We start from the raw sequence: 20,901 nt of genomic DNA on the forward strand, positions 1-20,901 counted from the left end.
CCGGGGCCCTCGGCCACGGGGCGGCGGAGACACCGACGGTGCGGGAGCGCCCGGTGCGCGGGCTGCGGCTGGAGTTCGGGGTGGGAGTGGTACGGGTGCCGGCCGGCGGCCGGATCCTGCTGGGGCGTCGCGCCGAGGGCCCCTCGCGGATCCTCGGCGGGCACGCCAACCTCTCCCGCAGCCATGCCACCGTCGGAGTGGACGAGGACGGCACGCCCTGGATCCGCGACGAGGGCTCCACCAACGGCACCTTCCTCGACGGCCGCCCGCTCACCCCCCACGTCACCACCGCTCTCCTGCCCGGGGTCCGGCTGCGGCTGGCGAAGGACATCGAGGCACGGGTCGTCCGGGACGGTGATCGCTGATGCGGTTACCGGACCCCCTCGGCACGTACGACGTGCTGGAGCAGATCGGCAGCGGCGGAGAAGCGGTCGTCTACCGCGCCCGGGACCGCGCGGGCCGCGAATGGGCGCTGAAGATCTACCACGAGCAGGGCGCGGCCGACCGCCTGGTCTGGAGCCGCCTCAAGCTCCTCACCCACCGCGCCCTCATGCAGATCAGCCACACCGGGCAGCTTCAGGACCTGCGCGACTACGAGGTCATGCCGTACTTCCGCGGCCGCAGCCTCCAGGGGCAGGGGCCCATGGCGCAGGACGAACTGCTCGCGGTGGTACGCGAACTCATCGGCGGCATCAACCAGTTGCACACCGCGGACATCGTGCACCGCGACCTGAAGCCGGCCAACATCCTCTACGACCCCGCCGCCCGGGCCGTGAAGATCTCCGACTTCGGCATCAGCCGGGCGCCCCGGCAGCAGACCCGCGTCGCCTACACCGTCGGATACGCGCCGCCGGAGGCGTACGACCCGCTGATCACGCCGGCCTGGGACTGGTGGTCGCTGGGGGCCATCGTCTACGAACTCGCCACCGGGGCCGTGCTGTTCGGCGGTCGCAGTGCCGCTCAGATCAAGGCGCTGGTGCGCGACGGCGAGATCACCCACCTCGACAAGCTGCCGCCGCGGTGGCGCACGCTATGCGCCGGGCTGCTGGTGGCCGACCCCGAGCGCCGGTGGGGGAGCGGAGAGGCCCTCGCCTGGCTGCACGGCGACGACGTGCCGGCCGCGGCGTCCGGCGCCGCCCAGCAGGCCACCGTCCGCGACCCCGGCCCGGCTCCGGCGAGGCCCGCGGCCGACGCCCAGCAGCCGGCGCCCGGCCCGGTCCAGCGGCCTGAGGCGAGCACGTTCGCGTACGACGGGGAGGAGTACCGGTCACCGCTCGGACTGGCCGCCGCACTGAGCCGGCGGCCCAGACGCGCGGCCGAGGAGTTCTTCGGACCGCCCGGCGACGCAGCCGCCCCCGGCACCGCCCCGGGCGCCGGCCCGGCCCGGCTGCGCGCACTGGCCGCCTGGACCGGCAGGCAGCTCCCCGCCCAGGTCGCCTCCACCGGCCAGGATCCGATCGTGCGGCTCAACCACCTGCTGCACTGGCTCGACCCCATGAGCCCGCCGGTCCTGGACGCCGGTCCGCTCCGGCCGGCCGCTCTGGTCCGGCTGTGCGTCCGGGCCGGCCAGACGGGGGCCGACGCCGCCGACCGCCGCGCGATGGCCGTCGTCGCAAGCGGTCAGCTGCTCAGGCAGTGGGCGCGCTGTCCCGGCTTCGAGGCGCTCAAGGGCGTCCACGCCGCGTGGCTGGCGGCCCGGACGGAGTGGGAGGGGGCCGTCGCGGCGCAGAGTCCGCACGTGAGGCGGCGGCTCGAACCCGCGCAGCCGGTCGTGGAAGCGCTGATGCTGCTGGCCCTCCTGCCCTACCCGGGGGCCGAGGACGCGGTGCGGCAACTGGCCCGGCCCGAGGCCGCTCCGCCCGGGGCGGCGGTGGACTGGTACGACGCCCTGGTGCGCCGGTTCGATGCGCGCGGCAGCCTGCTGGGCCTGGTGGCACGGGCGGTGTGCGGGCCCGTGGCGCTGGCGGCGGCGGACGGGGAAACGGCGGCCGAGAAGGCGAAGACACCGAAGACACCGTCCTCCGCCACCGCGCCGAAAGCACCGGAGAAGGCGCACACGCAGCCCGCGTCGCCGCCGGTCCTCGACTTCCACGGCCGGCACCGCACCGGCGCGGCCCTCGCCCAGGCGCTGCGGACGCACAAGGACGAGGCGATGAGCGTCTTCCTCGATGCGTCCGGCGCTCCGCGGGCGGGCGAGCTGGCCGCCTGGCTGCGCACGCTGAAGGAGAGTCCCGAGGGCCGCGTCGACGACCTGGGCACGCTGCTGGGGCAGCGGCTCACCGGCGGAGCCGGCACCGATGTGAAGCTGCTGTACCTGCTGCGCTGGCTCGCACCGGCGGGCGCCGCGCCGTACGGCGGCCGCAACGTCACGGTGCAGGGCGTGATCGACGCCTGCGGGGCCGTCCTCGGCAAGGCGTCCGGGACCAAGGCCCACACCTTCGTGCGGACGCTGGCCGCGCCCCTCGCCCTGGACGCCCTCTCCGGCTTCCGGGCCCTCGCGGCGCTGGGACCGGCGTGGGAGACGCTGGCGCGGTTCCAGCAGACCCTCTGGCGGAGCCTGGGGCGTCACGGGGTGTCCCCGGCCGAGCGCGCCGACCAGGTGCTCGCGGCGGGGCTGCTGCTCGGCCTGGGCACCGACCACGCCTGGCGGACGCTGAGCGAGGCGGCCGGGAAGGAGGACGCCAGGTCCGGGGCGAGGGGCGCGTGGTTCGCACCCGTCCTGGCGGAACTGGGCGGCCACGGTTCGAGACAGGGCGCAGCGGTGGAGGCGGCCCTGCTGCCGCTGGCACGACGGTACGGCGCCGCGCAGCCGGCGAAGTCCGCGGCCGGTGCCACGCCGTCCAAGGCGCAGGCGAGCAAGGCGCAGGCGACCAAATCCCAGGCGACCAAGTCCCAGACGCCCAAGGCCCAGTCCGCGACCGCCGCGCCGGCGAAGCCGCCCCAGGCGAAGGCCCAGCAGCCCAAGTCCCCACAGACCAAGCTCCCGCAGACGAAGGCCGCCCAGGGGAAGACGACGCAGGCCAAGTCCACCCAGGCCAAGACCACCCAGGCCAAGACCACGCAGGCCAAGGCCACGCAGCCGAAGCAGGGGAAGAGCGCTCAGGCGAAAGCCGCCAAGCCCGCACCCGCCCCCTCGAAGTCCCCGCAGCCTAAGTCCCCGCAGCCCAAGTCCCCGCAGCCGAAGGGGCCGCAGCCGAAGGCGAAGAAGGCCCAGTCCGGGCAGACCGCGCCGCACAAGGCGAAGAAGGCGTCCTCCGGAGCCGCACAGGGCAAGAAGGCGCAGTCCGCCGGGGCCGCGCAGCAGAAGACCGCGAACAGTGCCGTGCCGCCCGCTCAGCCAGCCGCCGGGTCCCGGCTGACCGAACTCATCAAGGCCTGGTGGAACGGCCGCACCCAGTGACGTCGGTCAGGGCGTGTCCGCGACCCGGTGCGCGGCCACCACCCGGGCGAGGGGATGCGTGCCGCCCAGGGCGGGGCGCAGATGCTGCTGGAGCCGGGCCAGGCGCTGCGCCGCCCGGATCCGCCGGCCCCGGCCCTCCAGCGCACGGACCCGCCCGTACAGGGCGGCGAAGAAGGCCGGGTGCTGCTGCGCACGGCCCCCCTCGGCGGTGATGTCGAGCGTGATCAGGCGGAACTCCTCGTCGGCCTCCTCCCAGCGGCCCCGTGCCAGCAGCCCCTCCGCCGCCTCCAGCCGCGGCCAGTAGACGGCGGTGAGGCCGTCGGGCACCCCCGTCGGCACGTTCCGCTCGTCCGGGCCGTCGTCCGGGCCGCCGTCCGGGCCGTAGTCCCGGCCGTAGTCCGCTCCCGGCGTGTCCTTCCCCGCCGGACTGACCGACGGCCCCGGTGCGGGCCGCTGGGCCGGCTGCCGGGACGGGCCGCGGGCCGGGAGCCGGGCGAGGTCGTCCAGCGCGGCGAGCACCTCCGGCAGGCGCGGGCGTGCCGCCGGCTCCCGCGCCGTCATGCGCCCCAGCAGGTCGCTCAGCGGGGAGGGGACGTCCGGCCGCCAGTGCGTCACCGGCGGCGGGGTCTCGTCGAGCACCCGCGTCCGGGCGCGTTCGGCGTCCTCGTCGGCGAACGGGGACCCGCCGGCGAGGACCGCGTACAGCGTCACCCCCAGCGAGAACACGTCGGAGCGGGCGTCCCCGGGCCGGCAGGCCGCCTGCTCCGGGGACATGTAGCCGGGTGAGCCCAGCACGCCCGCACCCCGTACGGTGAGCCGCGTCCGCCCGCGTGGCCGGGTGACCAGCCCGAAGTCACAGATCTTGATCAGTCCGGCGGCGCTCAGCAGCAGGTTGGACGGCTTCACGTCGCGGTGCGAGACGCCCGCCCGGTGCGCCGCGAGCAGCCCGGACGCCGTCTGCGCGCCCCAGGCCGCCACCTCGGCCGCCGTGGGCCGCACCGGCGCGGTCATGCGCTCGGCCAGCGACGATCCGGGCACGTGCTCCATCACCAGCAACGGCGTCCCGTCGTGCTCGCCCCGGTCGAACACCGTGACGATGTGGTCGTGGTGGAGGTCGGCGAGGATCTCCACCTCGCGGTCGAAGCGCCTGGCCATCATCCAGCGGCGGTCGGTCGGATCCCCGGGGTCCGTGTGGAGGACCTTCACCGCGACCAGCCGGCGCCGGCCCAGGCGGGTGTCCACGGCCCGGTGGACCGTCCCCTGCCCGCCGTGGCCGAGCTCCCGCTCGATCCGGTAGCGGCCGAGCACCAGCGTTCCCGGTCTCACCGCCTCCGCCTCCCGCGGCGCCGGGCGGGCCGGGACCGGGGCGGGAGCGGGGGCGCGGCCAGCATGGTCGGTTGCCGCGACTCGTCCGCCGCCCCCGGCCCGGGCCGGGGCGGCGGCTCGCCCTCGGCCCCCTCCTCGTAGAGGAACGACCGCCCGCTGAGCACGAGCTGCACCGTGTCGTGCAGCAGCACGACGTGCCGGTGACCGACGGCGCGGAACGTCTCGCGCGGCGCCCGCTCCGTCCGGCCGTCCGGCAGCCGGAGCCGGGTGCCGTTGACGCTGATGTCGCTGACCAGCAGCTTCCCGCCGCAGACGCGCAGCAGCACATGGTCGCGGCTGATCCAGACGCGGGCCGGTGACCGCTGCGGCAGCCACGGCGCCAGCGGTACGCCGGGTTCCCTGCGCGGGTGCCGCCCGACCGCCAGGTCCTGCCCCTCGGTGACCAGGAAGCGGTGGCGCACCGCCCCGTCCACGCGGAGCTTGAGCTGGAGCCGGCGGGGCCGGGGCCCCAGGTCGGTCAGCTCGCTCAGGTGCTCGGGGCACACCACCCGCCCGTTCCGGCCCTGCCGCCGGGGCAGCGTCCCGTGCCCCGCCGGCCCGAACGCGGCGCAGTCCGGCTCCGGGCAGCGCCATCGGCGCAGCAGCAGCCCCGTGCGCGGGCCGGCGCCGTCCCGGCGGTCGTACAGGCCGGCCGCCAGCAGGGCGCTCTCCTCCTCCTTGCGGGACATCTGCCATTCGTCCGGTTCCGGCATGATCCGGCGCCGCACCGAGACGGCGCCGCCGGGACCGGCGAACGGCTCCACGAAGCGGTCGCGGTTGCCGTACAGCCAGGGGTGGCGGCGGTGGAAGTCGAGGAAGCCGTCGTACGTGACCACCTGTGCCGTCGTCGCCTCGGCGGCCTCGATGATCCGGTGGTCGGCCACGTCCCAGACGGCCAGCAGCCCGGCCCGGTGCCAGCCGGCCAGCGTCCGCCGCTCCTCGCGGGTCAGCCGGCCGTCGGTGAGCAGTGACCGGTCGCACACCGCGTACACCTGCGTGGTGTCGTCCCCGGTGAAGGCGGCGAGCCCGTCGAGCAGCGCGAGGAACCGGCCGAGATCCGCGCCCCGGCTGCCGCCCAGCGACGGTTCGCGCACGACATTGGCGACATCCACCACGAAATCGGCCGAGGAGGCGTCCGGTGTGAGCCTGGGTCGGGAGGGCATGGCCGGAGGCTAGCGGGGCGGTGTCCGCGGCGCGGCGTGTTGCGCGGAACCGGTGCAGGCGGAGACGAACCCCTTTTATTTTGACCCAGCTCGACGCGATGGGTACGCTCAGACCTTGTGCCTGGGGTGTGCCCTGGCTCCTGTGCGTGCCTGTGAACCGCACGGCGAGCCGCGACCGGCCACCGTAATCTGCGCCCTTTTCGCCTTGCGGCGGGAGTCTGGCGGATTCGACACACCCGACCGCGTGGGTCGGCGACGTTCCAGGTTAGCTGTACCCATCGGCACACAGAAACCGGAGAAGTAGTGCCTACGATCCAGCAGCTGGTCCGCAAGGGCCGGCAGGACAAGGTCGAGAAGAACAAGACGCCCGCACTCGAGGGTTCGCCCCAGCGTCGCGGCGTCTGCACGCGTGTGTTCACGACCACCCCGAAGAAGCCGAACTCGGCCCTCCGCAAGGTCGCGCGTGTGCGTCTGACCAGCGGTATCGAGGTCACCGCTTACATTCCGGGTGAGGGACACAACCTGCAGGAGCACTCCATCGTGCTCGTGCGCGGCGGCCGTGTGAAGGACCTGCCGGGTGTTCGCTACAAGATCATCCGCGGCTCGCTCGACACCCAGGGTGTCAAGAACCGCAAGCAGGCTCGCAGCCGTTACGGCGCCAAGAAGGAGAAGTAAGAATGCCTCGTAAGGGCCCCGCCCCGAAGCGCCCGGTCATCATCGACCCGGTCTACGGTTCTCCTCTGGTGACCTCCCTGATCAACAAGGTGCTGCTGAACGGCAAGCGCTCCACCGCCGAGCGCATCGTCTACGGCGCCATGGAGGGCCTGCGGGAGAAGACCGGCAACGACCCGGTCATCACCCTCAAGCGCGCTCTCGAGAACATCAAGCCGACCATCGAGGTCAAGTCCCGCCGTGTCGGTGGCGCCACCTACCAGGTCCCGGTCGAGGTCAAGCCCGGCCGTGCCAACACCCTGGCGCTGCGCTGGCTCGTCGGCTACTCCCGCGCCCGTCGCGAGAAGACCATGACCGAGCGTCTGCTCAACGAGCTCCTCGACGCGTCCAACGGCCTCGGCGCCGCTGTGAAGAAGCGCGAGGACACGCACAAGATGGCCGAGTCCAACAAGGCCTTCGCGCACTACCGCTGGTAGTCGCTACCCCATCGAGAACCGAGAGAAGACGAAAGCCTTATGGCTACCACTTCGCTTGACCTGGCCAGGGTGCGCAACATCGGCATCATGGCCCACATCGACGCGGGCAAGACGACCACCACCGAGCGGATCCTGTTCTACACCGGTGTGTCCTACAAGATCGGTGAGGTCCACGACGGCGCTGCCACCATGGACTGGATGGAGCAGGAGCAGGAGCGTGGCATCACGATCACCTCTGCTGCCACCACCTGTCACTGGTCGCTGGAGAACGTCGACCACACCATCAACATCATCGACACGCCGGGTCACGTGGACTTCACCGTCGAGGTGGAGCGCTCCCTGCGCGTGCTCGACGGTGCTGTCACGGTGTTCGACGGCGTCGCCGGCGTCGAGCCCCAGTCCGAGACGGTGTGGCGTCAGGCGGACCGCTACGGCGTTCCGCGCATCTGCTTCGTCAACAAGCTCGACCGCACCGGTGCCGAGTTCCACCGCTGCGTCGACATGATCTCCGACCGTCTGGGCGCGCAGCCGCTGGTCATGCAGCTGCCGATCGGCGCCGAGGCCGACTTCAAGGGCGTTGTGGACCTGGTCCGCATGAAGGCCCTGGTCTGGTCCGCGGAGGCGACCAAGGGCGAGATGTACGACGTCGTCGACATCCCGGCCACGCACACCGAGGCCGCCGAGGAGTGGCGCGGCAAGCTGGTCGAGGCCGTCGCCGAGAACGACGAAGAGATCATGGAGCTGTACCTGGAGGGCGAGGAGCCCACCGAGGAGCAGCTGTACGCCGCGATCCGTCGTATCACCATCGCGTCCGGCAAGGGCACCGGCACCACCGTGACCCCGGTGTTCTGCGGCACCGCGTTCAAGAACAAGGGCGTCCAGCCCCTGCTCGACGCGGTCGTGCGCTACCTGCCGTCCCCGGTCGACATCGAGGCCATCGAGGGCCACGACGTCAAGGACCCGGAGACGGTCATCAAGCGCAAGCCGTCCGACGACGAGCCGCTCGCCGCGCTGGCGTTCAAGATCATGAGCGACCCGCACCTCGGCAAGCTCACCTTCGTCCGCGTGTACTCCGGCCGCCTGGAGTCCGGCACCTCGGTGCTCAACTCCGTCAAGGGCAAGAAGGAGCGCATCGGCAAGATCTACCGCATGCACGCCAACAAGCGTGAGGAGATCGAGTCGGTGGGCGCCGGCGACATCGTCGCCGTCATGGGCCTGAAGCAGACCACCACCGGTGAGACCCTGTGCGACGACAAGTCGCCGGTCATCCTGGAGTCCATGGACTTCCCGGCGCCGGTCATCCAGGTCGCCATCGAGCCCAAGTCGAAGGGCGACCAGGAGAAGCTGGGCGTCGCGATCCAGCGCCTGGCCGAGGAGGACCCGTCCTTCCAGGTCCACTCGGACGAGGAGACCGGCCAGACCATCATCGGCGGCATGGGCGAGCTGCACCTCGAGGTGCTGGTCGACCGTATGCGCCGTGAGTTCAAGGTCGAGGCCAACGTCGGCAAGCCGCAGGTCGCGTACCGCGAGACCATCCGCCAGAAGGTGGAGAAGGTCGAGTACACCCACAAGAAGCAGACGGGTGGTACGGGTCAGTTCGGTCGCGTCATCATCTCGATCGAGCCGATCGAGAGCGGCGACACCTCGTACGAGTTCGTGAACCAGGTGACCGGTGGTCGCATCCCGAAGGAGTACATCCCCTCGGTCGACGCCGGCTGCCAGGAGGCGATGCAGTTCGGTATCCTCGCCGGCTACGAGATGACCGGTGTCCGGGTCATCCTGCTCGACGGCGCCTACCACGAGGTCGACTCCTCCGAGCTCGCCTTCAAGATCGCCGGTTCGCAGGCCTTCAAGGAGGCCGCGCGCAAGGCGAAGCCCGTGCTGCTCGAGCCGATGATGGCCGTCGAGGTCACCACGCCCGAGGACTACATGGGCGACGTCATCGGCGACATCAACTCCCGCCGTGGCCAGATCCAGGCCATGGAGGAGCGGGCTGGTGCCCGCGTCGTGAAGGGCCTCGTGCCCCTGTCGGAGATGTTCGGCTACGTCGGCGACCTCCGCAGCAAGACGTCGGGTCGCGCAAGCTACTCGATGCAGTTCGACTCCTACGCCGAGGTTCCGCGGAACGTCGCCGAGGAGATCATCGCGAAGGCCAAGGGCGAGTGATACGCCGCGTTTAACACGCTGCGTTCACACGCCGTAGGCTTGACTCCGGAGCCTCGTGGGGCACACGGCCGCACACACGGCCGTCTGCCCCCGGTTCCGGGCTTTAACAGCAAAGATCACCTGGCGCCGATGAAGTAAGGCGTACAGAACCACTCCACAGGAGGACCCCAGTGGCGAAGGCGAAGTTCGAGCGGACTAAGCCGCACGTCAACATCGGCACCATCGGTCACATCGACCACGGTAAGACGACCCTCACGGCCGCCATTACCAAGGTGCTGCACGACGCGTACCCGGACCTGAACGAGGCCACCCCGTTCGACAACATCGACAAGGCTCCTGAGGAGCGTCAGCGCGGTATCACCATCTCCATCGCGCACGTCGAGTACCAGACCGAGGCGCGTCACTACGCCCACGTCGACTGCCCGGGTCACGCGGACTACATCAAGAACATGATCACCGGTGCCGCGCAGATGGACGGCGCGATCCTGGTGGTCGCCGCCACCGACGGCCCGATGCCGCAGACCAAGGAGCACGTGCTCCTGGCCCGCCAGGTCGGCGTTCCGTACATCGTCGTCGCCCTGAACAAGGCCGACATGGTGGACGACGAGGAGATCCTGGAGCTCGTCGAGCTCGAGGTCCGTGAGCTCCTCACCGAGTACGAGTTCCCGGGCGACGACGTTCCGGTCGTCAAGGTCTCCGCGCTCAAGGCCCTCGAGGGCGACGAGCAGTGGACCAAGTCGGTGCTCGAGCTCATGAACGCCGTCGACACCGCGATCCCGGAGCCGGAGCGCGACGTCGACAAGCCGTTCCTCATGCCGATCGAGGACGTCTTCACCATCACCGGTCGCGGTACGGTCGTCACCGGCCGTATCGAGCGCGGTGTCCTCAAGGTGAACGAGGAAGTCGAGATCATCGGCATCAAGGAAGAGAAGACCAAGACCACGGTTACGGGCATCGAGATGTTCCGTAAGCTGCTGGACGAGGGCCAGGCCGGTGAGAACGTCGGTCTGCTTCTCCGCGGTATCAAGCGCGAGGACGTCGAGCGCGGCCAGGTCATCATCAAGCCGGGCTCGGTCACCCCGCACACCGAGTTCGAGGCGCAGGCCTACATCCTGTCCAAGGACGAGGGTGGCCGCCACACGCCGTTCTTCAACAACTACCGTCCGCAGTTCTACTTCCGCACGACGGACGTGACCGGCGTGGTGACCCTCCCCGAGGGCACCGAGATGGTCATGCCGGGTGACAACACCGAGATGAAGGTGGAGCTCATCCAGCCCGTCGCCATGGAAGAGGGCCTGAAGTTCGCCATCCGCGAGGGTGGCCGCACCGTGGGCGCCGGCCAGGTCACCAAGATCGTCAAGTAAGCACCGCTTGCTTGAGGGTCGCCTGACCTCACAGGCCTGAGAGGGCCCGTACGACCTGAGTCGTACGGGCCCTCTCGCATGCCCGGAGGCCGCCGCGGGACGGCCTGCGCCGCGGCCCGCGCGGCCGGCCCGCCGACGCGTCCCCCGCGGGCCCTCCGTGCGTGCCCCGAAGCCCCTTGGCGCGTGCCCTCCGCTCGCGCCGGCCCCGGTGCCGGGCCGCCCTCGGAGCAGGGCGGGTGGGGCGGCGGGGGAGACCGGGGGCAGGGAGGCCGGGAGAGGCGAGGGGACCGGGGAGGCGAGGGGACCGGGGAGGCGGGGAGACCGGGGAGGCGGGGAGACCGGGGAGGCGGGGAGACCGGGGAGGCGGGGAGACCGGGGAGGCGGGGTGACGCGTGCGGAGACGACGACGCCCCCGGCTCGCGGGGAGCCGGGGGCGTCGGTGTGGGGGCCGTCAGGGGGTCAGCCGACCGTCCACTTCTGGTTGGCGGCGCCGGTGCACGTCCAGATCTGCAGCTGGGTGCCGTCGGCCGCGGAACCGCCCTTGGTGTCCAGGCACTTGTCCGCGCCGATGTTGGTCAGGTCGTGCGCGGCGGTGTAGGCCCACTGCTGGGCCTTCGAGCCGTTGCAGGTGTAGAGCTGCACCGCGGCGCCGTCCGCGGTGGAGCCGCCGCGCACGTCGAGGCACTTGCCGAGGGCGCGCACGGTGCCGTCGCTGCCGACGGTCCACTTCTGGGCGTCGACACCGGTGCAGTTGTGGAGCTGGATGGGCGTGCTGTCGGCCGACGAGCCGCCGGCGACGTCGACGCACATGCCGCCGATGCCCTTGATGGCGCCGCTGACCGGGGTGTTGCCGCCGCCGGAGCCGCCCGAGCCGCCGGAGGTCGAGACGCGGACGTAGTCCACGACCATCGTCTGCGGGAACTGCGTGTTCGCGTCCGGGCTGCCGGGCCAGTTGCCGCCGACGGCCAGGTTGAGGATCAGGAAGAACGGGTGGTCGTAGACCCACTTCTTGCCGCCCAGGTCGGCCGTGGTGCGGGTCTGGTAGGTCTGCCCGTCGACGGACCAGGTGATCTTCTCGGGGCTCCAGTCGACGGCGAAGACGTGGAAGTCGTCGGCGAAGGCCCGGCCGCCCGGGAGCGTGTAGGCCGCGCCGATGCCGCTGCCGCCGGAGTAGCCGGGGCCGTGGATGGTGCCGTGGACGACGCCGGGCTCGTAGCCGACGTTCTCCATGATGTCGATCTCGCCGCTGTTGGGCCAGCCGACGTTGCCCAGGTCGTTGCCGAGCATCCAGAACGCGGGCCACATGCCCTGCCCCCGCGGCACCTTGATACGGGACTCGAAGTGACCGTAGGCCTGCGTGAAGGTCCGGGCGGTGTTGAGGCGGGCGGAGGTGTACTGGCAGGAGCCGTACCAGCACTGCAGCCCGGAGTCGGTGTTCTTGCGGGCGGTGATGACGAGGTTGCCGTTGCCGTCGAGGGCGGCGTTGTCCCGGCTGTTCGTGTAGTACTGCAGTTCGTTGTTGCCGTTGCCGGAGCCGCCGGTCTCCACGGTCCACTTGGCCGCGTCGGGAGCGCTCCCGGCTGCGCCGTTGAACTCGTCGGACCAGGTCACGGCGTTTGCGGCGGCCGGCGCGGCGTCGGCCCGGTCGGCGGAGGAGCCGAGCGTGGTCAGGGCGAGCGCGGCGGTGACGGAGGCGCAGACCAGCGGGACGAGCCCGCCGAGCGTCCACCGGCGTGCGCGATGAGCAGCCATGGCTGAACACACCTTGTCTGTGGGGATGGTCGTGGGGGGTCGGCCGATCTCGTCGGCCGAGGGGGATGCTACGGACGGTTCACCGTGCAACCAACTGCCCGATTGATCCCTCAACTATCGCTGAGCTGCGCAGACTTGGGCGGGAGGCGCGGACGGCCGGATCGCTTAATGCGCGTTTAAGGCAGCGTTAAGCCGAACCGGACGATGTGACTCCGTGCGGGTCGTCCCCTCGGCGCCGAGGGTGCGTCCCCGCGTCCGGCCCGCCTGCGGGCCGCTTCCACCGCGAGGGCCGCGCGCGGGGCGGCGGGGGAGCGAGCGACGGCTTCGTCGCGCCGGCCGACGGGGACGCCGTCGCAGCCGCGCGGCATCTCCGCAGCGGGCGCCCCGCGGGCCGTGGCGAGGCGGGCCGGCCGGCAGCCGGGCGGTACGCCGGGGGAGGGGGCGTCGCGGCGGGCGGCGACCCGGACGGTACGCCGCGGGCCGGGGGAGGGTGGTTCCGGGCCGCCCCCCCGCCGGGCGTCCCGCTGCGGCGGCGGCTTGCCGGCGTCGGCCCCCGGGTCCGGCGTTTGACCTACGTCACTTCGGGGGTAATCTCTACGGCTCGATTGGCATCCGGCCTGCCCCATATGGCAGACTGTCCGAGTTGCTCGGTCGAGTGTTGATGCTGCGCGCCTCCCGCCGGGAGGACCGGAAGCGAGTCCCACAGTACTCGTCGCCCTAACTGCCTTCGGGCAGCACTGGGGCGGACGTACGGGAATCTTCCGGGAAGCGTGGGCGCGGCACCGGCCAGGCGCCCGGTGGGCCCGAGGCCCCCGGTCCGCGGTTCGGAAGGGCCGTCACAATCCCGCAGGGATGTTCGGACAAGGGACATCTGTGTCAGCGGGAGCGCGACACGCCCGACCGCGTGGGTCGGAGGTGAGAAGGCAGTGGAAGACGAACGCCGGGTTCCAGAGCGTAAGAGAGACAGGACTACTGAGTAGCCATGGCGGGACAGAAGATCCGCATCCGGCTCAAGGCCTACGACCACGAGGTCATCGACTCTTCGGCGAAGAAGATCGTCGAGACGGTGACCCGCACGGGTGCGTCGGTCGCGGGCCCGGTGCCGCTGCCCACTGAGAAGAACGTGTACTGCGTCATCAAGTCGCCGCACAAGTACAAGGACTCGCGCGAGCACTTCGAGATGCGCACGCACAAGCGCCTGATCGACATCCTCGACCCGACCCCCAAGACCGTTGACTCTCTGATGCGACTCGACCTCCCGGCCGGTGTCGACATCGAGATCAAGCTCTGAGGCCGGTGATCTGAAGAGATGGCTAAGCAGATCAAGGGCATCCTGGGCGAGAAGCTCGGTATGACGCAGGTGTGGGACGAGAACAACCGCGTTGTTCCCGTCACCGTCGTCAAGGCCGGGCCGAACGTCGTCACCCAGGTCCGTACGAACGACACCGACGGCTACGAGTCGGTCCAGATCGCCTTCGGCGAGATCGACCCGCGCAAGGTGAACAAGCCCCTCAAGGGCCACTTCGCCAAGGCCGACGTCACCCCGCGTCGTCACCTCGTCGAGATCCGCACCGCGGACGCCTCCGAGTACACGCTCGGCCAGGAGATCACCGCTGAGGTGTTCGAGGCCGGCCAGAAGGTCGACGTCACCGGCAAGAGCAAGGGCAAGGGCTTCGCCGGTGTCATGAAGCGCCACAACTTCGGTGGCCTCGGCGCCGGTCACGGCACCCAGCGCAAGCACCGCTCCCCCGGTTCCATCGGTGGCTGCGCCACCCCGGGCCGTGTGTTCAAGGGCCTCCGCATGGCGGGTCGTATGGGCAACGAGCGGGTCACCACCCAGAACCTGACCGTCCACGCCGTTGACGCGGAGAAGGGTCTGCTGCTCATCAAGGGCGCGGTTCCCGGTCCGAACGGCGGCCTCGTCCTGGTCCGCACCGCGGCCAAGGGGGCCTGAGGTAACCGATGAGCACTGTTGACATCCTTTCGCCGGCGGGCGAGAAGGCCGGTTCCGTCGAGCTCCCCGCGGAGATCTTCGACGCCAAGGTCAGCGTTCCGCTGATCCACCAGGTCGTCGTCGCGCAGCTGGCCGCTGCCCGCCAGGGCACGCACAAGACCAAGACCCGCGGTGAAGTCCGTGGTGGCGGCAAGAAGCCGTACCGCCAGAAGGGCACCGGTCGCGCCCGCCAGGGCTCGACCCGCGCGCCGCAGTTCGCCGGTGGTGGCGTCGTGCACGGTCCCGTGCCGCGCGACTACTCGCAGCGGACCCCGAAGAAGATGAAGGCCGCCGCCCTGCGCGGTGCCCTCACCGACCGGGCGCGCCACAACCGCATCCACGTCGTCTCCGGCGTGATCGAGGGCGAGACCCCGAGCACCAAGGCCGCCAAGAGCCTGTTCGGCAAGATCTCGGAGCGCAAGAACCTGCTCCTGGTCGCCGAGCGCTCCGACGAGGCCGCGTGGCTGTCCGCCCGCAACCTGCCCCAGGTCCACATCCTGGAGCCGGGCCAGCTGAACACGTACGACGTTCTCGTCTCGGACGACGTGGTCTTCACCAAGGCCGCTTTCGAGTCCTTCGTCGCCGGCCCGAAGGCCAACGACACCGAAGGGAGCGAGGTCTGATGGCCATCCGTCACCCCGCTATCGCCTCGAAGGCCGCCAAGGCCGCCAAGGCCGCGCGCGTCGCCAAGGCGCGCCGCCACGCCACCGAGGGCAAGAACACCGTCGAGACCCCGCTGAGCAAGTCGTACACGGACCCCCGTGACGTCCTGCTGAAGCCGGTCGTCTCCGAGAAGAGCTACGCGCTCCTCGACGAGAACAAGTACACGTTCATCGTCGACCCGCGTGCCAACAAGACCCAGATCAAGGAGGCCGTCCAGGCGGTCTTCGACGTCAAGGTCACCGGGGTCAACACGATCAACCGCGCCGGCAAGCGCAAGCGGACCCGTACGGGCTTCGGCCAGCGTGCCGCCACCAAGCGCGCGATCGTGACCCTCGCCGAGGGCGACCGTATCGACATCTTCGGCGGTCCGACCGCGTAAGCGGTCGGGATCGTCCAGATTTCGGAAATCACTTCCGAGGACTGAGAGACAATGGGTATCCGCAAGTACAAGCCGACGACTCCTGGCCGTCGTGGCGCCAGCGTCGCCGACTTCGTCGAGGTCACGCGGTCCACGCCGGAGAAGTCGCTGGTCCGTCCCCTGCACAGCAAGGGCGGCCGTAACAACGCCGGTCGTGTGACCGTTCGCCACCAGGGTGGCGGACACAAGCGCGCCTACCGTGTGATCGACTTCCGTCGTCACGACAAGGACGGCGTGCCGGCGAAGGTCGCGCACATCGAGTACGACCCCAACCGCACCGCGCGCATCGCGCTGCTGCACTACGCGGACGGCGAGAAGCGCTACATCCTCGCCCCGCGCAACCTGCAGCAGGGCGACACCGTGGAGAACGGTCCCGGGGCCGACATCAAGCCGGGCAACAACCTGGCCCTCCGCAACATCCCGGTCGGTACCACGATCCACGCGATCGAGCTCCGTCCCGGTGGCGGCGCCAAGTTCGCCCGCTCCGCCGGTGCCTCCGTGCAGCTGCTCGCGAAGGAGGGCGCCTACGCCCACCTGCGCATGCCGTCCGGCGAGATCCGCCTGGTCGACGTCCGCTGCCGCGCCACCGTCGGCGAGGTCGGCAACGCCGAGCAGAGCAACATCAACTGGGGCAAGGCGGGCCGCAAGCGGTGGCTGGGCGTTCGCCCGACCGTCCGTGGTGTGGTCATGAACCCGGTCGACCACCCGCACGGTGGTGGTGAGGGCCGGACCTCCGGTGGCCGCCACCCCGTGTCCCCGTGGGGCAAGAAGGAAGGCCGTACTCGTTCGCCCAAGAAGGCGTCGAACAAGTACATCGTCCGCCGCCGCAAGACGAACAAGAAGCGCTAAGGACGGGTTGAGATGCCTCGTAGCTTGAAGAAGGGGCCCTTCGTCGACGACCACCTGATGAAGAAGGTGGACGCCCAGAACGAAGCCGGCACCAAGAACGTCATCAAGACCTGGTCCCGTCGCTCGATGATCGTCCCGGCCATGCTCGGCCACACGATCGCGGTGCACAACGGCAAGACCCACATCCCGGTGTTCGTCACCGAGTCGATGGTCGGCCACAAGCTCGGCGAGTTCTCGCCGACCCGCACTTTCCGGGGCCACGTCAAGGAAGACCGGAAGTCGAAGCGCCGCTAAGCGGATCGCATTCAGACACGTAAGTAACTGAAGGGACAACCATGGAAGCCAGGGCCCAGGCGCGGTACATCCGCGTCACGCCCATGAAGGCCCGCCGCGTGGTGGACCTCATCCGTGGCATGGACGCCACGGAGGCCCAGGCCGTCCTGCGATTCGCTCCGCAGGCAGCCTCCGTGCCGGTCGGCAAGGTGCTCGACAGCGCCATCGCCAACGCCGCGCACAACTACGACCACACCGATGTCGACAGCCTCTACATCTCCGAGGCGTACGTCGACGAGGGCCCGACCCTGAAGCGGTTCCGTCCGCGCGCCCAGGGCCGTGCCTACCGGATCCGCAAGCGGACCAGCCACATCACCGTGGTCGTCAGCAGCAAGGAAGGAACCCGGTAATGGGCCAGAAGGTAAACCCGCACGGGTTCCGGCTCGGTGTCACGACCGACTTCAAGTCGCGTTGGTACGCCGACAAGCTGTACAAGGACTACGTCAAGGAAGACGTCGCCATCCGCCGGATGATGACGTCCGGCATGGAGCGCGCCGGCATCTCCAAGGTGGAGATCGAGCGCACCCGTGACCGCGTCCGCGTGGACATCCACACCGCTCGCCCGGGCATCGTCATCGGCCGCCGCGGCGCCGAGGCCGACCGCATCCGCGGTGACCTGGAGAAGCTGACCGGCAAGCAGGTCCAGCTCAACATCCTCGAGGTCAAGAACCCGGAGACGGACGCCCAGCTGGTGGCCCAGGCCGTCGCCGAGCAGCTGTCCTCCCGCGTCTCCTTCCGCCGGGCCATGCGCAAGAGCATGCAGTCCGCGATGAAGGCCGGCGCCAAGGGCATCAAGATCCAGTGCGGTGGCCGTCTCGGCGGCGCCGAGATGTCCCGCTCGGAGTTCTACCGCGAGGGCCGCGTGCCCCTGCACACGCTCCGCGCGAACGTGGACTACGGCTTCTTCGAGGCCAAGACGACCTTCGGCCGCATCGGCGTGAAGGTCTGGATCTACAAGGGCGACGTCAAGAACATCGCCGAGGTCCGCGCCGAGAACGCCGCCGCCCGTGCCGGCAACCGCCCGGCCCGCGGTGGCGCCGACCGCCCGGCCCGTGGCGGCCGCGGTGGCGAGCGGCGCGGCCGCAAGCCGCAGCAGTCCGCCGCGGCTGCCGAGGCCGGCACGGCCGAGGCGCCCGCGGCTGCCGCCGCCGAGCCCAGCGCTGCTGGAAAGGAGAGCTGACCCATGCTGATCCCCCGTAGGGTCAAGCACCGCAAGCAGCACCACCCGAAGCGCAACGGCATGGCCAAGGGTGGCACGCAGGTTGCGTTCGGCGAGTACGGCATCCAGGCGCTGACCCCGGCGTACGTCACGAACCGCCAGATCGAGGCGGCTCGTATCGCCATGACCCGTCACATCAAGCGTGGCGGCAAGGTCTGGATCAACATCTACCCGGACCGCCCCCTGACGAAGAAGCCGGCCGAGACCCGCATGGGTTCCGGTAAGGGTTCTCCGGAGTGGTGGGTGGCCAACGTCAAGCCCGGACGTGTGATGTTCGAGCTTTCGTACCCCAACGAGAAGATCGCCCGTGAGGCGCTGACGCGTGCGGCCCACAAGCTGCCGATGAAGTGCCGGATCGTCAAGCGCGAGGCAGGTGAAGCGTGATGTCGGCCGGTACCAAGGCGTCCGAGCTGCGCGAGCTGGGCAACGAGGAGCTTCTGGCGAAGCTCCGCGAGGCCAAGGAAGAGCTGTTCAACCTCCGCTTCCAGGCGGCGACCGGTCAGCTCGAGAACCACGGCCGTCTGAAGGCGGTCCGCAAGGACATCGCCCGGATCTACACCCTCATGCGTGAGCGTGAGCTCGGCATCGAGACGGTGGAGAACGCCTGATGAGCGAGAGCAACGTGACTGAGAACAAGGAAGCTCGCGGTTTCCGCAAGACCCGTGAGGGTCTGGTCGTCAGCGACAAGATGGACAAGACCGTCGTCGTCGCCGTCGAGGACCGCGTCAAGCACGCGCTGTACGGCAAGGTCATCCGCCGTACGAACAAGCTCAAGGCGCACGACGAGCAGAATGCCGCGGGTGTCGGCGACCGCGTCCTCCTGATGGAGACCCGGCCGCTGTCCGCGACGAAGCGCTGGCGCGTCGTCGAGATCCTCGAGAAGGCCAAGTAATTCCCGCGGGGCAAACCCCGCGGGCCAGTTCCGCCAGGCTCCACCGGGACTGAGCAATCAGTCCCGGTGGGGAACCGGCAGACGATCAGGAGATAGACGTGATCCAGCAGGAGTCGCGACTGCGTGTCGCCGACAACACTGGTGCGAAGGAGATCCTTTGCATCCGTGTGCTCGGTGGCTCCGGTCGCCGCTACGCGGGCATCGGTGACGTCATCGTCGCCACCGTCAAGGACGCGATCCCCGGTGGCAACGTGAAGAAGGGTGACGTCGTCAAGGCGGTCATCGTTCGCACCGTCAAGGAGCGCCGCCGTCCGGACGGCTCGTACATCCGCTTCGACGAGAACGCCGCCGTCATTCTGAAGAACGACGGCGACCCTCGCGGCACCCGTATCTTCGGCCCGGTCGGCCGTGAGCTGCGCGAGAAGAAGTTCATGAAGATCATCTCGCTCGCGCCGGAGGTGCTGTAAGCATGAAGATCAAGAAGGGCGACCTGGTCCAGGTCATCACCGGCAAGGACAAGGGCAAGCAGGGCAAGGTCATTGCCGCTTACCCGCGCGAGGAGCGCGTCCTGGTCGAGGGTGTCAACCGGGTCAAGAAGCACACGAAGGCCGGTCCGACCGCGCGCGGTTCCCAGGCCGGCGGCATCGTGACCACCGAGGCGCCGATCCACGTCTCCAACGTCCAGCTGGTCGTGGAGAAGGACGGCAAGAAGGTCGTCACGCGTGTCGGCTACCGCTTCGACGAAGAGGGCAACAAGATCCGCGTTGCCAAGCGGACGGGTGAGGACATCTGATGGCTACCACCACCACTCCGCGTCTGAAGCAGAAGTACCGCGAGGAGATCGCGGGCAAGCTGCGTGACGAGTTCAAGTACGAGAACGTCATGCAGGTTCCCGGCCTCGTCAAGATCGTGGTCAACATGGGCGTCGGCGACGCCGCCCGTGACTCGAAGCTGATCGAGGGCGCGATCCGCGACCTGACCACCATCACCGGTCAGAAGCCGGCCGTCACCAAGGCCCGCAAGTCCATCGCGCAGTTCAAGCTGCGCGAGGGCCAGCCGATCGGTGCCCACGTCACGCTCCGTGGCGACCGCATGTGGGAGTTCCTGGACCGCACCCTGTCGCTCGCGCTGCCGCGCATCCGCGACTTCCGCGGCCTGTCCCCGAAGCAGTTCGACGGCCGTGGCAACTACACCTTCGGTCTCACGGAGCAGGTCATGTTCCACGAGATCGACCAGGACAAGATCGACCGCGTCCGGGGTATGGACATCACCGTGGTGACCACGGCGACCAACGACGAAGAGGGCCGTGCCCTGCTCCGTCACCTCGGCTTCCCGTTCAAGGAGGCGTGAGCGAGATGGCGAAGAAGGCTCTCATCGCGAAGGCTGCTCGCAAGCCCAAGTTCGGCGTGCGCGCGTACACCCGTTGCCAGCGCTGCGGTCGTCCGCACTCCGTCTACCGCAAGTTCGGCCTCTGCCGCGTGTGCCTCCGTGAGATGGCTCACCGTGGCGAGCTGCCGGGCGTGACCAAGAGCTCCTGGTAATCCCTGCTTTCAGGGATTCTGGGACCTCTCGGTAAGCAACTGGGTCGGCAGGGCCCCCACCTCGTATGCCGTAGGCTTGTGGGGTTGGGCTCTGCCGCCCTGGATCGACTTACTACGCCGTAGGTCCCCGCACCGCACCCGTCCCGTCGAGAAGTACGGGGAGAGGGATGGCGCATATAGGAAACCCCGGCGAGAAAGGCCACAGGCCAATTCATGACCATGACTGATCCGATCGCAGACATGCTGACGCGTCTGCGGAACGCGAACTCGGCGTACCACGACTCGGTGTCGATGCCGCACTCCAAGATCAAGTCTCACATCGCGGAGATCCTCCAGCAGGAGGGCTTCATCACGGGCTGGAAGGTCGAGGACGCCGAGGTCGGCAAGAACCTCGTCCTGGAGCTGAAGTTCGGCCCCAACCGTGAGCGCTCCATCGCGGGCATCAAGCGGATCTCCAAGCCCGGTCTCCGGGTGTACGCGAAGTCCACCAACCTGCCGAAGGTGCTCGGCGGCCTCGGCGTGGCGATCATCTCCACGTCCCACGGTCTGCTCACCGACAAGCAGGCGCAGAAGAAGGGCGTGGGTGGGGAAGTCCTCGCCTACGTCTGGTAACGGAAGGGAACGGAGGAAACAGC

At 69.8% G+C, this 20,901-nt stretch carries 25 protein-coding genes; 22 read left to right on the top strand and 3 right to left on the bottom strand.

Annotated elements, in window-relative coordinates; genetic code table 11:
- Both ABZ261_RS16820 and ABZ261_RS16825 read left to right on the top strand, forming a co-directional pair.
- A partial coding sequence (locus tag ABZ261_RS16820) for an FHA domain-containing protein (RefSeq protein ID WP_356859781.1) occupies positions 1 to 365 on the top strand: 365 nt, incomplete at its 5' end.
- On the top strand, positions 365 to 3,400 hold the full coding sequence (locus ABZ261_RS16825; protein ID WP_356859783.1) for a protein kinase: 3,036 nt from the start codon (positions 365 to 367) through the stop codon (positions 3,398 to 3,400). The genes ABZ261_RS16820 and ABZ261_RS16825, both read left to right, overlap by 1 nt.
- A 6-nt stretch (positions 3,401 to 3,406) precedes the next feature.
- Here ABZ261_RS16825 and ABZ261_RS16830 read toward each other — a convergent pair whose 3' ends face one another.
- Positions 3,407 to 4,726, bottom strand: coding sequence for a serine/threonine-protein kinase (locus tag ABZ261_RS16830; protein ID WP_356859785.1), 1,320 nt, complete (start codon positions 4,724 to 4,726; stop codon positions 3,407 to 3,409).
- On the bottom strand, positions 4,723 to 5,928 hold the full coding sequence (locus tag ABZ261_RS16835; protein ID WP_356859787.1) for a hypothetical protein: 1,206 nt from the start codon (positions 5,926 to 5,928) through the stop codon (positions 4,723 to 4,725). The genes ABZ261_RS16830 and ABZ261_RS16835 overlap by 4 nt, the downstream gene beginning before the upstream one ends.
- A 303-nt stretch (positions 5,929 to 6,231) precedes the next feature.
- Here ABZ261_RS16835 and rpsL point away from each other — a divergent pair, with 303 nt between their 5' ends.
- From rpsL to tuf, 4 genes are all read left to right on the top strand, one after another.
- Complete coding sequence (gene rpsL / locus ABZ261_RS16840) at positions 6,232 to 6,603, top strand: 30S ribosomal protein S12 (protein ID WP_003948652.1); 372 nt, start codon at positions 6,232 to 6,234, stop codon at positions 6,601 to 6,603.
- Positions 6,604 to 6,605: 2 nt separating this feature from the next.
- Complete coding sequence (rpsG, locus tag ABZ261_RS16845; RefSeq protein ID WP_264924788.1) at positions 6,606 to 7,076, top strand: 30S ribosomal protein S7; 471 nt, start codon at positions 6,606 to 6,608, stop codon at positions 7,074 to 7,076.
- Between the two features lie 39 nt (positions 7,077 to 7,115).
- A complete protein-coding gene (gene fusA, locus ABZ261_RS16850; RefSeq protein WP_356859789.1) occupies positions 7,116 to 9,242 on the top strand; it encodes an elongation factor G in 2,127 nt (708 codons plus the stop codon).
- 170 nt (positions 9,243 to 9,412) lie between these two features.
- Positions 9,413 to 10,606, top strand: coding sequence for an elongation factor Tu (tuf, locus tag ABZ261_RS16855; protein WP_356859791.1), 1,194 nt, complete (start codon positions 9,413 to 9,415; stop codon positions 10,604 to 10,606).
- A gap of 459 nt (positions 10,607 to 11,065) precedes the next feature.
- Here the strand turns inward: tuf and ABZ261_RS16860 are convergent, their stop codons facing one another.
- Entirely contained in the window at positions 11,066 to 12,358 is a 1,293-nt protein-coding gene (locus ABZ261_RS16860) for a family 16 glycosylhydrolase (RefSeq protein ID WP_356859793.1), read from the bottom strand.
- 982 nt (positions 12,359 to 13,340) lie between these two features.
- On the opposite strand from ABZ261_RS16860, the gene rpsJ reads away from it, so the two are divergent.
- From rpsJ to rpsH, 16 genes are all read left to right on the top strand, one after another.
- A complete protein-coding gene (gene rpsJ, locus ABZ261_RS16865) occupies positions 13,341 to 13,649 on the top strand; it encodes a 30S ribosomal protein S10 (RefSeq protein ID WP_003948644.1) in 309 nt (102 codons plus the stop codon).
- 18 nt (positions 13,650 to 13,667) lie between these two features.
- The gene (rplC, locus tag ABZ261_RS16870) at positions 13,668 to 14,312 is read left to right on the top strand and encodes a 50S ribosomal protein L3 (protein WP_356859795.1); all 645 of its coding nucleotides are present in this window, start codon (positions 13,668 to 13,670) and stop codon (positions 14,310 to 14,312) included.
- A gap of 8 nt (positions 14,313 to 14,320) precedes the next feature.
- Positions 14,321 to 14,974 (top strand): 50S ribosomal protein L4, encoded by a 654-nt coding sequence (gene rplD, locus ABZ261_RS16875; protein WP_356859797.1) that lies wholly within the window; start codon positions 14,321 to 14,323, stop codon positions 14,972 to 14,974.
- Positions 14,974 to 15,393 (top strand): 50S ribosomal protein L23, encoded by a 420-nt coding sequence (gene rplW / locus ABZ261_RS16880; RefSeq protein WP_356859799.1) that lies wholly within the window; start codon positions 14,974 to 14,976, stop codon positions 15,391 to 15,393. Before rplD ends, rplW begins: the two co-directional genes overlap by 1 nt.
- A 51-nt stretch (positions 15,394 to 15,444) precedes the next feature.
- Positions 15,445 to 16,281: a 50S ribosomal protein L2 gene (gene rplB, locus ABZ261_RS16885; RefSeq protein WP_030601203.1), complete on the top strand. Its 837-nt coding sequence runs from the start codon at positions 15,445 to 15,447 to the stop codon at positions 16,279 to 16,281.
- 12 nt (positions 16,282 to 16,293) lie between these two features.
- Positions 16,294 to 16,575, top strand: coding sequence for a 30S ribosomal protein S19 (gene rpsS, locus ABZ261_RS16890; RefSeq protein ID WP_006130777.1), 282 nt, complete (start codon positions 16,294 to 16,296; stop codon positions 16,573 to 16,575).
- 41 nt (positions 16,576 to 16,616) lie between these two features.
- Positions 16,617 to 16,964 (top strand): 50S ribosomal protein L22, encoded by a 348-nt coding sequence (gene rplV, locus ABZ261_RS16895; RefSeq protein WP_028420772.1) that lies wholly within the window; start codon positions 16,617 to 16,619, stop codon positions 16,962 to 16,964.
- Positions 16,964 to 17,794 (top strand): 30S ribosomal protein S3, encoded by an 831-nt coding sequence (rpsC, locus tag ABZ261_RS16900; protein WP_356859801.1) that lies wholly within the window; start codon positions 16,964 to 16,966, stop codon positions 17,792 to 17,794. Before rplV ends, rpsC begins: the two co-directional genes overlap by 1 nt.
- Before the next feature lie 3 nt (positions 17,795 to 17,797).
- A complete protein-coding gene (rplP, locus tag ABZ261_RS16905) occupies positions 17,798 to 18,217 on the top strand; it encodes a 50S ribosomal protein L16 (protein ID WP_356859803.1) in 420 nt (139 codons plus the stop codon).
- Positions 18,217 to 18,441: a 50S ribosomal protein L29 gene (rpmC, locus tag ABZ261_RS16910; protein WP_007494763.1), complete on the top strand. Its 225-nt coding sequence runs from the start codon at positions 18,217 to 18,219 to the stop codon at positions 18,439 to 18,441. The genes rplP and rpmC overlap by 1 nt, the downstream gene beginning before the upstream one ends.
- The gene (rpsQ, locus tag ABZ261_RS16915; RefSeq protein ID WP_039656223.1) at positions 18,441 to 18,725 is read left to right on the top strand and encodes a 30S ribosomal protein S17; all 285 of its coding nucleotides are present in this window, start codon (positions 18,441 to 18,443) and stop codon (positions 18,723 to 18,725) included. Before rpmC ends, rpsQ begins: the two co-directional genes overlap by 1 nt.
- A gap of 98 nt (positions 18,726 to 18,823) precedes the next feature.
- Positions 18,824 to 19,192: a 50S ribosomal protein L14 gene (gene rplN, locus ABZ261_RS16920; protein WP_003998823.1), complete on the top strand. Its 369-nt coding sequence runs from the start codon at positions 18,824 to 18,826 to the stop codon at positions 19,190 to 19,192.
- Positions 19,193 to 19,194: 2 nt separating this feature from the next.
- Positions 19,195 to 19,518, top strand: coding sequence for a 50S ribosomal protein L24 (gene rplX / locus ABZ261_RS16925; protein WP_196460383.1), 324 nt, complete (start codon positions 19,195 to 19,197; stop codon positions 19,516 to 19,518).
- Positions 19,518 to 20,075, top strand: a complete 558-nt coding sequence (rplE, locus tag ABZ261_RS16930; protein WP_030345436.1) for a 50S ribosomal protein L5 — start codon at positions 19,518 to 19,520, stop codon at positions 20,073 to 20,075. Before rplX ends, rplE begins: the two co-directional genes overlap by 1 nt.
- Positions 20,076 to 20,080: 5 nt before the next feature.
- Complete coding sequence (locus ABZ261_RS16935; RefSeq protein ID WP_003956452.1) at positions 20,081 to 20,266, top strand: type Z 30S ribosomal protein S14; 186 nt, start codon at positions 20,081 to 20,083, stop codon at positions 20,264 to 20,266.
- Between the two features lie 213 nt (positions 20,267 to 20,479).
- A complete protein-coding gene (gene rpsH, locus ABZ261_RS16940) occupies positions 20,480 to 20,878 on the top strand; it encodes a 30S ribosomal protein S8 (RefSeq protein WP_043503329.1) in 399 nt (132 codons plus the stop codon).
- Positions 20,879 to 20,901 lie beyond the last annotated feature (23 nt).

The sequence above is a fragment of the Streptomyces sp. NPDC006193 genome, from assembly GCF_040613915.1.
Classification (GTDB): Bacteria; Actinomycetota; Actinomycetes; order Streptomycetales; family Streptomycetaceae; genus Streptomyces.

Bases quoted from the DNA above. Each gene is read 5' to 3' on its own strand.
- ABZ261_RS16825 (WP_356859783.1), top strand. From the start codon at position 365: ATGCGGTTACCGGACCCCCTCGGCACGTACGACGTGCTGGAGCAGATC.
- ABZ261_RS16835 (WP_356859787.1), bottom strand. From the start codon at position 5,928: ATGCCCTCCCGACCCAGGCTCACACCGGACGCCTCCTCGGCCGATTTC.
- rpsG (WP_264924788.1), top strand. From the start codon at position 6,606: ATGCCTCGTAAGGGCCCCGCCCCGAAGCGCCCGGTCATCATCGACCCG.
- fusA (WP_356859789.1), top strand. From the start codon at position 7,116: ATGGCTACCACTTCGCTTGACCTGGCCAGGGTGCGCAACATCGGCATC.
- ABZ261_RS16860 (WP_356859793.1), bottom strand. From the start codon at position 12,358: ATGGCTGCTCATCGCGCACGCCGGTGGACGCTCGGCGGGCTCGTCCCG.
- rpsJ (WP_003948644.1), top strand. From the start codon at position 13,341: ATGGCGGGACAGAAGATCCGCATCCGGCTCAAGGCCTACGACCACGAG.
- rplC (WP_356859795.1), top strand. From the start codon at position 13,668: ATGGCTAAGCAGATCAAGGGCATCCTGGGCGAGAAGCTCGGTATGACG.
- rplD (WP_356859797.1), top strand. From the start codon at position 14,321: ATGAGCACTGTTGACATCCTTTCGCCGGCGGGCGAGAAGGCCGGTTCC.
- rplW (WP_356859799.1), top strand. From the start codon at position 14,974: ATGGCCATCCGTCACCCCGCTATCGCCTCGAAGGCCGCCAAGGCCGCC.
- rplB (WP_030601203.1), top strand. From the start codon at position 15,445: ATGGGTATCCGCAAGTACAAGCCGACGACTCCTGGCCGTCGTGGCGCC.
- rpsS (WP_006130777.1), top strand. From the start codon at position 16,294: ATGCCTCGTAGCTTGAAGAAGGGGCCCTTCGTCGACGACCACCTGATG.
- rplV (WP_028420772.1), top strand. From the start codon at position 16,617: ATGGAAGCCAGGGCCCAGGCGCGGTACATCCGCGTCACGCCCATGAAG.
- rpsC (WP_356859801.1), top strand. From the start codon at position 16,964: ATGGGCCAGAAGGTAAACCCGCACGGGTTCCGGCTCGGTGTCACGACC.
- rplP (WP_356859803.1), top strand. From the start codon at position 17,798: ATGCTGATCCCCCGTAGGGTCAAGCACCGCAAGCAGCACCACCCGAAG.
- rpmC (WP_007494763.1), top strand. From the start codon at position 18,217: ATGTCGGCCGGTACCAAGGCGTCCGAGCTGCGCGAGCTGGGCAACGAG.
- rpsQ (WP_039656223.1), top strand. From the start codon at position 18,441: ATGAGCGAGAGCAACGTGACTGAGAACAAGGAAGCTCGCGGTTTCCGC.
- rplX (WP_196460383.1), top strand. From the start codon at position 19,195: ATGAAGATCAAGAAGGGCGACCTGGTCCAGGTCATCACCGGCAAGGAC.
- rplE (WP_030345436.1), top strand. From the start codon at position 19,518: ATGGCTACCACCACCACTCCGCGTCTGAAGCAGAAGTACCGCGAGGAG.
- ABZ261_RS16935 (WP_003956452.1), top strand. From the start codon at position 20,081: ATGGCGAAGAAGGCTCTCATCGCGAAGGCTGCTCGCAAGCCCAAGTTC.
- rpsH (WP_043503329.1), top strand. From the start codon at position 20,480: ATGACCATGACTGATCCGATCGCAGACATGCTGACGCGTCTGCGGAAC.